The organism is Streptococcus sp. 121 (assembly GCF_016458205.1).
Lineage (GTDB): Bacteria > Bacillota > Bacilli > Lactobacillales > Streptococcaceae > Streptococcus.
Window position 1 is genome coordinate 1 of record NZ_JAEMED010000056.1, and the last position, 9,537, is coordinate 9,537.

Here is a 9,537-nt window from a genome sequence, read left to right on the forward strand (position 1 = left end):
AAAGCCATATTTCTATTATATCATACACAACCATATACAACAAGTGTTTTGTGCAAAAAATGTTGAAAAAATCCAGTTCTATCAAGCGGTTGAGCTGGATTGCTTACAACACAAAGTGATAAACTCGAGATTATATCACAGTCCACCATGAAAAGCTTTACATTTATAGCCTTTTTACAAAAAAAAGAGGTTGAGACAAAAGTCTCAACCTTCCTATTTTCGTTAGTGAATTCATTGTGACGCAGTGGTTGATTGGTACTTTCTTTCGCCTTTATTGAGAGAACATTTCATGTTCTCTTATCCAGATACTCAAAGAGTCAATTCCTGACTCTTTGACCTCCGAAAGTAACCGAATCAACATCGACATGAACTTCGTTCATTTCATTTAGAAACTCTAAAGGCATTCAACATGCCTTTAGACCGGGGGTGGGTACTAACAGTCTGGGAAGAGACTGTTAGTACTTGAGCCCTAAATATGGAAAGCGAAAACAGTCTGGGAAGAGACTGTTTGAACCCGAGCCAAACAATAAAAGAGCGAGGTCGGTTTGGGGAGAAACCGTTTCAGCTTACAACTTGAAACAAAGACTTATAACGAACGATTTTATTTGTAAAAATCGTTATGTCTCACACTCCTATTTAACGTTAAGTTTTTTCCAACTTCTGAATAGGAAAAAGAGTTCTTCATATGTATTTCAAGTAGATATCCTGTTTTTTACTTCAAACGTTTGGTTTTAAATCATGAAATCCGCAGAAGTTGACGTAATCGTTGAGCTTGTGGTCCCATTACCCGATCCAAGTGATGAGACTTGAGGGCCATCCAGGCATATACGTAAACGGAAATGGCTCCGACGACTAGTAAATGTAGGAGGCTGCCCCAGCGACTAGTCGGTGCGATGACGAAAGATAGCAAGAATTGACTTAGACCTGTAAAGACAGACATCACTACGGTCATCAAGGTAATCAGCAACATCCGTTTCATCAACCGTTGATGATTTAAGCGCGTTATTCGGTGAATGGTTTGGTACATCAACACACAGGGGAGCACCAACGCCAAACCTGTTGCTAACAAAGGTCCATATGAACCGAGTAACCAAATAAATGGAATCTGTAAAACCAATTTAAGTCCTAAACCATATACGAAATACAGCATCGCTAAACGATTTTCATAAAGCGCTTGGATCATTGGAGCTAATACGGTATAGAGACCTAGAATGATTGTGAAAGACATCGCCCAGACAAAGAGGTTGAGCGAAGAGCCCTGAGGTTGCCCATAGAAAAATGTATATAGAGCTTGGCTCAAGAGTAAGGAACCGAAGGTCGCCGGAATAAGAAAAGTCATCAGGAGACTGAGGTTATCGATAACCAATTTAGCGGAGGCTCCAAAGTCTTTTTTCACAAAATTCTCTGTCAAGAGCGGAATCCCGACCCCACCGATGGAGGATGCTACGGCAATCAGGATCATACTGACCTTATTGGGATTGGCTGAGAAGTACGAGAACAAGACCAACAGATCCTTTTCAGAGGTATCGGTAAACCAGCGAGAAACATTGATAAAAGTCATTTGATCGATAATCTGGAAAAGTTGGATGGCTGATCCCGTGATGATAAAGGGCACTGCTTCCTTGAGCGTTTCGATTACCAATTCGGTACCACCTTCCAGCTCTTGACCAGAGGCTGCCAGAATAGGACGTAAGAGCCCCTCATGATTTAAGGTAAAAATGAGAAGTGCCATGGAGGCAATCATCCCGATAAAGGCGGCAAAGGTGGACTGAGTAACGGCGGCAACATAGTCTTGGTTCCCCATCTGCATAATGAGAAAGGTAGCTAGTAGCATCCAAATGACACGCGCCACCTGCTCAGCTATCTGACTCATAGCGAATGGCCGCATATTATTGTAGCCTTGAAATACTCCGCGAATGATACTCATGACTGGAAAAATCAACACTGCCCAAGCTAGACTTTGCATAACAGGGATCAATTCAGCTCCTACTCCCGAACCAGAAGCAAAAAGTGGAGCAGCAATATACATGATTGCCGCAAATACAATTCCCAGTACCAGCATCAACTTCAGGAATCGATTGATCAAAGCAAAGGCCTTGCTCTCTTCTCCCATGGTATTGTATTTTGCAATCTGCTTGGAAATGGCAACCGGTAGGCCTGCTGTAGAGATCAAGAGAAACCAAGCGTAGATATTGTAGCCCATGGTAAAAAGACCGTTGGCTTCTGCTGCATGCTGCCCCATCCAGCCATACCAAGGAATAATATAGAGAGCGCCCAGGAGACGACTGATCAAGTTGCTAGCCGTCATCCAAGCAGCGCCCTTAAGCATCAACTCTTGCTGACGCGATTGTTGGTCATTCATTCTATTCCCCTTTAAATATTTCGAAAATCCTACCACTATTATAGCACGAAGCCCTTATCCCTCCAAGATTTTAGCTAAAAAATCCCAATGGCACGACAAACGCATGAGAGATTTTTAGCGAGAAAATAGAGTTTTCTGTATTTCAATGTTCAGGATTTTCACAATAAAAAATAATCCTTTTTGGAATCTTCTATAGGAGAATCGCTAAAGTTACTAAATTTAAACTGTGTTATAATTCGGAAATTACTGTTTCATGCGTTTGTCGTGTCCCAATGGCCTTTGACTTGTAAAAGCTTGGCGGAAGGGTTACAATAAAGCTATGATGAAACTTGAAACCGCATTACAAATCCTTAAAGAGGATCACAACTTCCGTGCCATTGTTAAAGACGATCATTACTACTATCAGGGAGAAACTTGGGATTTCCGAGACCTAAGCTATGATAGTCGCGAGGTATCTGAGCAAACACTGTTCTTTGCCAAAGGCCATCAATTCAAAGCTGAATACTTGGAAACCGCAATCCAACAAGGGCTGAAATACTATGTCAGTGAAGTAGACTACCAAGTATCCATCCCCGTAATCCTGGTTAATGACATTAAGCAAGCTATGAGCCTGGTGGCTATGGCCTTTTACGACCATCCCGAAAGGAAGCTAAAACTCTTAGCCTTTACCGGAACCAAGGGAAAAACAACAGCCGCTTATTTTGCTTTTAACATTTTAAAAGAAGAAGCTAAACCAGCTATGTTGTCCACTATGAACTCCACTTTAGATGGCGCAACCTTCTTTAAATCCCAATTGACAACGCCTGAAAGTTTGGACCTCTTTGCCATGATGGCCCAAGCGGTCAAGAACGGGCGAACCCACTTTATTATGGAAGTCTCCAGTCAGGCTTACCTGGTGAAACGGGTCTACGGCCTTACTTTTGATGTCGGTGTTTTTCTCAACATCAGCCCCGATCATATCGGCCCGATCGAACACCCTACTTATGAAGATTATTTCTATCATAAGCGCCAATTATTAGCCAATAGTCGTTATGTGATATTGAATCAGCAAATGAATCACATTGACTTCCTCCTCGAATCAATTGCGGATAAAGCTCACACGGCCTATGGCGCCGGTAGCCCCAATTCTATCAGTCAGTCCAGCGCCTTTCATTTTCAACTCACCGGCCCCTTAGCAGGTGACTACGCCATTCAACTAATTGGCGACTTTAACCAAGAAAATGCCCTAGCCGCAGCCCTAGCCTGCCACCGACTCGGAGCTAGTCCCGCTGCCATTAAAGCAGGAATTGCCCACACCAAGGTTGACGGACGTATGGAAGTCCTTTCGCATCCTTCTGGAGCTAAAATTTTTATTGACTACGCCCACAATGGCGATAGTCTGAAAAAATTAATCGATACGGTGGCCCACTATCAAACCGGTAAAATCGCTCTCGTCCTAGGAGCAACCGGTAACAAAGGAGAGAGCCGCCGAAAGGACTTCGGTTTGCTCCTAAATGACTATCCAAATGTAGAAGTCTACCTAACCGCTGATGATCCCAACTATGAAGATCCAGAAGCTATTTCCCAAGAAATCGCGAGCTACATCCACCGTCCAGTCCACATCATCCCCGATAGAGAACTAGCCATACAAACAATATTGAAGCAGTCCTACAAACCTGATGATGCTATCATCATTGCTGGAAAAGGGGCCGATGCTTTCCAAATCGTCCAAGGAGAAAAAATCCCTTACCCTGGCGATCCCCAGGTTGTCCAAAACTACTTATAACATCAAAAAGGAACCGAAATCGGTTCCTTTTCTGCTTGTCCTTAACATTTTAGTGATTATTAGCCTTTATCTTAATCGCAGCATCGACTCGTGCTTGATAAGACTGGGCTAAATGGATACTTCCTGTATCACGAAAAATCTCAATAACCTTTTCCATCTGCATCAATCCCTTTCGTTCATCATTAAAGAAAAATTCAAACATCCCCTCTGCATACTGGTAGACCAAACGCTCAAAGATATCGCATTCTTCAAACTGATTATTTCGAATGAACTTCCGGTAGTAATGGGCATCGATAAGTTCCTGCCTCTCACAAGCAAGGACAAATGCTTCCAATACCAAATAATTAATCATCCGACGATTCAAAGGAAGCTCTTTATAGAATTCCGAGCGCGACATCATCTCCTTGGTGAGGGTCATAAAGAGACTGTGACGAAAACGGTGCATCGAATGCATGAAGAGTAAAAGTTCATAGTAACCCCAGTACTCCACTCCAATCAAATAATCCGTTAAGACACTAAGATCATGCTCCGAAACAATTGCATCCCCTGTCATCTCTTCCAATTTAACCTTGATAATGATGGTGTTTAGTTCATGAAAAAGCCTTCGAAGTTTGGGTTTGACGGGTCTAGTTTCCAGAAGGTGTCGCATACTTACCACATCGTTGCGTAGAACGTATAAATCCATCTTGTGAATAAGGTCCTGCAACTCGTCTCGTTTAAAGTCCTGAACAGCATAGGTGAACTCAGACATGGGCATATTGATCTCATCCAGGGCAATTTTAAATTTTGAAATGGTTAAGTCGGACTGCCCATTTTCAAAACGAGACAACTGGGAGACCGATAAATCTTTATTGGAAATCGAACGCAAGGACAAGCCTCGTGACTGCCGGAATTGTTTAAATACTTCACCGAATGATTTCATACAAACCCTTTACATTTTTTGATCTAGGAAACCTCAAAACAATATACTCGTGAAATTTCAAAAATGACGAAACAAGACTATGAGACCGGACGATGTCAGGATTAAAATTTGAATGAGTATGAATGAGCGAAAGAAGGTAGATCACCCCTAGACCTACCTTCCTCACATTTACACTCTTCACAAATCTCATAACTGTTCTCAGTTTAACCTTTGATTTTCTCGAGTATGATTTCTGCTTTTATTCTTGTGTTAATTCGCAAAAGCAGCTGTCAGTTGCGGAACAACTTGTTTTTTACGAGATACTGCACCAGGCAAGAAGGCATGGTGGTCTTCCAACTTGAAACCAAAGGCTGCTTCAACCTTATCTGAGTTAGCACCCAAGGTTAAAATTTCAGAATTGGAATTGACAATATCTGTGATCATCAAGACAAAATCAGAGTAGCCTTCTGCAGCCATTGCAGCCTGCATTGCTTCTTCAATTTCTCCCTGTCGTTCCAAGATTTCAGCGATATCAACTGTATTGACCTGAGCTACGCGAACAGTATTTTCACCCAATTCAAAGCTCTTCGCATCAATATCAATTAGTTCTGCTGCAGATTTGCTGGAGAGATTGGTACCAGCTTTCAACATTTCAAGTCCATAAACCTCTAACTCAACACCTGCTAGTTCTGCCAATTCAGTAGCCAATGGAATGTCTGTTACATGTGTTGTTGGAGATTTCAACAAAAGTGTGTCTGAAATCAAGCCTGAAAGCATCAGTCCTGCAATTTCCTTTGGAACTGCAACCTGATTTTCTTTAAACATGCGGTAGACAATTGAAGATGCAGATCCAACTGGCTCCAAACGCATAAATAGAGGGTTCGCAGTTTCAAAGTTGGCCACACGGTGATGGTCTACAACACCAAACACTTCAACACCACGGATTCCTTCCGCAGATTGTTGGAATTCATTGTGGTCAGTCAAGATGACTTGCTCAATCCCTTCATTGGCAAGAGACTGAATTTCACGTGGAGTCTCAACGCCAAAATAGTCTAGGACAAAGCGTGTTTCTTCATTTGGTTGTCCCAAAATAACCGCTTCTGTTTCCAAACCATGAGCTTGGCGAGCCAAGTAAGCATAAGCATATGATGATGCAATCGCATCTGTATCAGGGTTTTGATGACCAAAAACCAAGATTTTTGACATGATTCTACCTCTTTTCCAATTTTCACTTACCATTTTAACACAAAGCCGGGCCTTCTACCACAGAAGAAACTAGGAATTATCCTCTTTGAATTCGTTTTAGGTAGTCTGTGTAAGATTCTGTATCCATCAGCTTTTTAGCATTCTCAACTCGTTCTTTCGTAGGTGGTTTGACGCCTTTAAGAGGGTAATCAATTCCCAATTTCTCCCATTTAAATTCTCCCATGGTATGGTAAGGTAGAATTTCAAATTTATCGACATTTTTTAGGGTTTTTACAAATTTACCAAGTTCCTCCAAATCATCATCTCGGTCGGTTAAACCTGGTACTAAAACATGTCGAATCCATACAGGAATCCCCTTATCGGATAGATACTGTGCACAAGCCAAAATACTGCGATTACTCTGGCTGGTGACCCATTTGTGTCGCTCTTCATTGATTTCTTTTAAATCTAAAAGAACCAAATCTGTTACTTCCAAGAGTTGATCAAAAACGGCCAGATACTTGGGATCATTGCGAAAGGTCAGACCACAGGTATCAAGTGTTGTATGAATTCCAAATTCTTTAGCCTTATTAAATAGTGCAATTAGAAAATCAATTTGGAGAAGAGCTTCTCCACCACTAACGGTAATCCCTCCATTTTTCCCCCAATAGCCTTTATAACGTAGGGCTTCTTGAAGTATATCGTCTACCGTACGTGTCTGGGCCTGATTATTCTCCATCGCCCAGGTATCAGGATTATGGCAATACTGGCACCGCATTTTGCAACCTTGTAAAAAAATAATAAAACGAATTCCAGGTCCATCTACAGCACCAAAACTCTCTGTTGAATGAACATATCCAGTCACGCTCCCATAATCGATTCCTTCTCCCATAACAGCCCTCCTGTAAGCGTTTTACTTTCTATAGTATAGCACTTTTTTGGAAAAATGTCCTCATTTTTCATGATAGTACATGAAAATAGAATCAATGCAAATACAAATTCTTCACTCCCTAAAGCCCAAGTCCCTTTTAACACAAGAAATATGAAGGAGCTTCCAACTTCTCACTAAAGTTCAACCTCAGTTTTTATCAAATAGGAAACTCACAATGTATCGTCTTTCATAGTCTTTTACTTTACTTTTAGTACAAGGCAGCGAGTCGCAGGCAGTACTAAAGTACGGCAAGACGAGCTAACACAGTAATAAAAGATAAACTAAAAGAGTATATAGTCTTTTAGTTTGCTTTTAGTACAAGGCAGCGAGTCGCAGGCAGTACTAAAGTACGGCAAGACGAGCTAACACAGTAATAAAAGATAAACTAAAAGAGTATAATACACCTCTTAAAGCTCTTTTAAACCACTAGCACAGCTAGTGGTTTTCAGATACCAAAAAAACACCTAGAATCAAGCTGCCTTTCCAGCAGCTGACTAGGTGTTTTTCCTGGAGATTTCCTTGTTATTTGGAATTCGTTTCTTCTGATTCCTGATCTTCTTCTATTTTTTTCAGATGTAGACGAAGTTTGGTGACCCGACCTTTTTTAACTTTGTCATTGCGCATGGACAAGCGATAACCATTTGACTCCAGGTCAACGGAAAGACGTTCCCCTTCTGCTGGGATGCTTCCTAGGCTCGTAATGTAGTAACCGGCAATGGTATCGACATCATCACTCTCCAATTCAACATTAAAGTACTCATTAAAATCGTTCAAGGTCATTGCACCAAGGACGATGAAACTTCCATCCGTCAATTCTCGAACTTCTAATTCAGCCTTATCGGTTTCATCCTCGATTTCCCCAACAATCTCTTCCAAGAGATCCTCTAGGGTAACCAGACCTGCTACGCCCCCATATTCATCCAACAAGATAGCCATCTGGTTTTGCGTATTCCGCAAGGAGGTCAAGAGGTCATCCACGAACATGGTTTCGGGCACAAATAGTGGTTCCTGTAAAATCTTTCGTAATGACAAATTTTCAAAACCAGAGGTGAAGGCCTCGGTCAAAATCCGCTTGGTATGCAAGATTCCGATCACATTGTCCTTATCATCTTCGTAAACAGGAATCCGCGAGAAGTTTTGTTTTAAAATGGCTTGGATATTTTCCTCACTTGGATTCTTAATATCCACCATGAAGGCATCCGTCCGCGGCACCATCAATTCACGCGCCATCAATTCATCAAGGGTAAAGACTCCCTGAAGCATCTCCAATTCTTCCGCATCCAAGCTCTCCTCACTTTTCGAGAGCATGTATTCAATCTCATCCCGCGTCATTTTTTCATCTGCATCATCAAACTCCATCGGCGTCAAACGACTCAGCAGATTGGTGGAAGCCGAAAGCAACCAAACGAAGGGACTTACAATTTTTCCCAAAAAAAGAATAATCGGAGCCGTGCGAACAGCCAAGGATTCTTTCAAGTTAAGGGCAATTCGCTTAGGATACAATTCCCCAAGCACAATTGAGATATAGGTCAAGAGCGCCAAGGCTAGAAAACTTCCCGCCGCATAAGCCGTCTCACTACCACCCATCCAAGTCGCAAACATGCGCCCCAAGGTATCCGCCAAGCTCGCACCGGCCAAGATGTTAATGAGTGTAATCCCAACCTGAATAGTGGATAGGAAATTATTCGGCTCTTCTAAGACATTCAACAAGCGTTGATAAGCCCGGTCCCCTTCTTCCGCCTTCTGCTCCACACGTGACCGGTTCAAGGACACCATGGCCATCTCAGAGGCTGAAAAAAAGGCATTTAAAAAAGTCAAGACAAAAAGCAATACAATCTGAAACATCAGATTCTGACTGCTAGGATCTTCCATGAGTTTTTTCTCCTAAAAATATAAATATAAGCTATTCTACCACGAAATGATAAAAATAAAAACATAAAAGCTAAGAAGCTTATGAAATAAGCATTCATAAATTCAAAGTTCATTAATATTTTTGATAAAAATCCACTAAAACGGAACATTGTTTGCAAAGTCTGGAATTGACTTGAGAAAGAAACTAAACCGATTCCCAAAAAAGCCCTCCTTAAGGAGGGGAAAGTCCATTCATTCAGCTTAGTATGTTTAGAATTATTTGCAAAAAGTCCTATATAGTCTTTTATTTGAAAATAACACAGTAAAAAAGCGCAAAAAACACTATCTGTGTTATACTTAAGGTGAACATATTTAAAAATGTCTTGAGGATGTTGCCGCATCCCTAATGCTTTTGCTGCTTCATAAGTTTGATGTGTTTTCAAAAGTTTGTAGACAATTCTTAGTATCTTATGAGCACAAGCGATAACAGCCTTCATCTTACTTCCTCTTTGGGAAACTCGTTTGTATAAAGATGAGAAAGC

The 9,537-nt window shown here is 41.4% G+C and carries 7 protein-coding genes; 1 reads left to right on the plus strand and 6 read right to left on the minus strand.

The window, feature by feature from the left end:
- Nucleotides 1-736: 736 nt before the first annotated feature.
- Entirely contained in the window at nucleotides 737-2,362 is a 1,626-nt protein-coding gene (locus JEQ21_RS09120) for a putative polysaccharide biosynthesis protein (protein ID WP_199365219.1), read from the minus strand.
- A 319-nt stretch (nucleotides 2,363-2,681) separates the two neighbouring features.
- Here JEQ21_RS09120 and JEQ21_RS09125 point away from each other — a divergent pair, with 319 nt between their 5' ends.
- Nucleotides 2,682-4,127, plus strand: a complete 1,446-nt coding sequence (locus tag JEQ21_RS09125; protein WP_199365220.1) for a UDP-N-acetylmuramoyl-L-alanyl-D-glutamate--L-lysine ligase — start codon at nucleotides 2,682-2,684, stop codon at nucleotides 4,125-4,127.
- A gap of 49 nt (nucleotides 4,128-4,176) precedes the next feature.
- On the opposite strand, the gene JEQ21_RS09130 is transcribed toward JEQ21_RS09125, so the two are convergent.
- The 5 genes from JEQ21_RS09130 to JEQ21_RS09150 all read right to left on the minus strand — a co-directional run bounded on the left by JEQ21_RS09130 (nucleotide 4,177) and on the right by JEQ21_RS09150 (nucleotide 9,492).
- Nucleotides 4,177-5,049 (minus strand): Rgg/GadR/MutR family transcriptional regulator, encoded by an 873-nt coding sequence (locus JEQ21_RS09130; RefSeq protein ID WP_199365221.1) that lies wholly within the window; start codon nucleotides 5,047-5,049, stop codon nucleotides 4,177-4,179.
- 249 nt (nucleotides 5,050-5,298) lie between these two features.
- Entirely contained in the window at nucleotides 5,299-6,234 is a 936-nt protein-coding gene (locus JEQ21_RS09135) for a manganese-dependent inorganic pyrophosphatase (protein WP_199365222.1), read from the minus strand.
- A 76-nt stretch (nucleotides 6,235-6,310) separates the two neighbouring features.
- Nucleotides 6,311-7,105 carry a pyruvate formate-lyase-activating protein gene (gene pflA, locus JEQ21_RS09140; protein ID WP_196091693.1) on the minus strand — a complete coding sequence of 265 codons (795 nt, stop codon included), beginning with the start codon at nucleotides 7,103-7,105 and terminating at the stop codon, nucleotides 6,311-6,313.
- A gap of 561 nt (nucleotides 7,106-7,666) precedes the next feature.
- Nucleotides 7,667-9,016, minus strand: a complete 1,350-nt coding sequence (locus JEQ21_RS09145; protein WP_199365223.1) for a hemolysin family protein — start codon at nucleotides 9,014-9,016, stop codon at nucleotides 7,667-7,669.
- Nucleotides 8,989-9,492 (minus strand): hypothetical protein, encoded by a 504-nt coding sequence (locus JEQ21_RS09150; protein WP_199365224.1) that lies wholly within the window; start codon nucleotides 9,490-9,492, stop codon nucleotides 8,989-8,991. The genes JEQ21_RS09145 and JEQ21_RS09150 overlap by 28 nt, the downstream gene beginning before the upstream one ends.
- Nucleotides 9,493-9,537 lie beyond the last annotated feature (45 nt).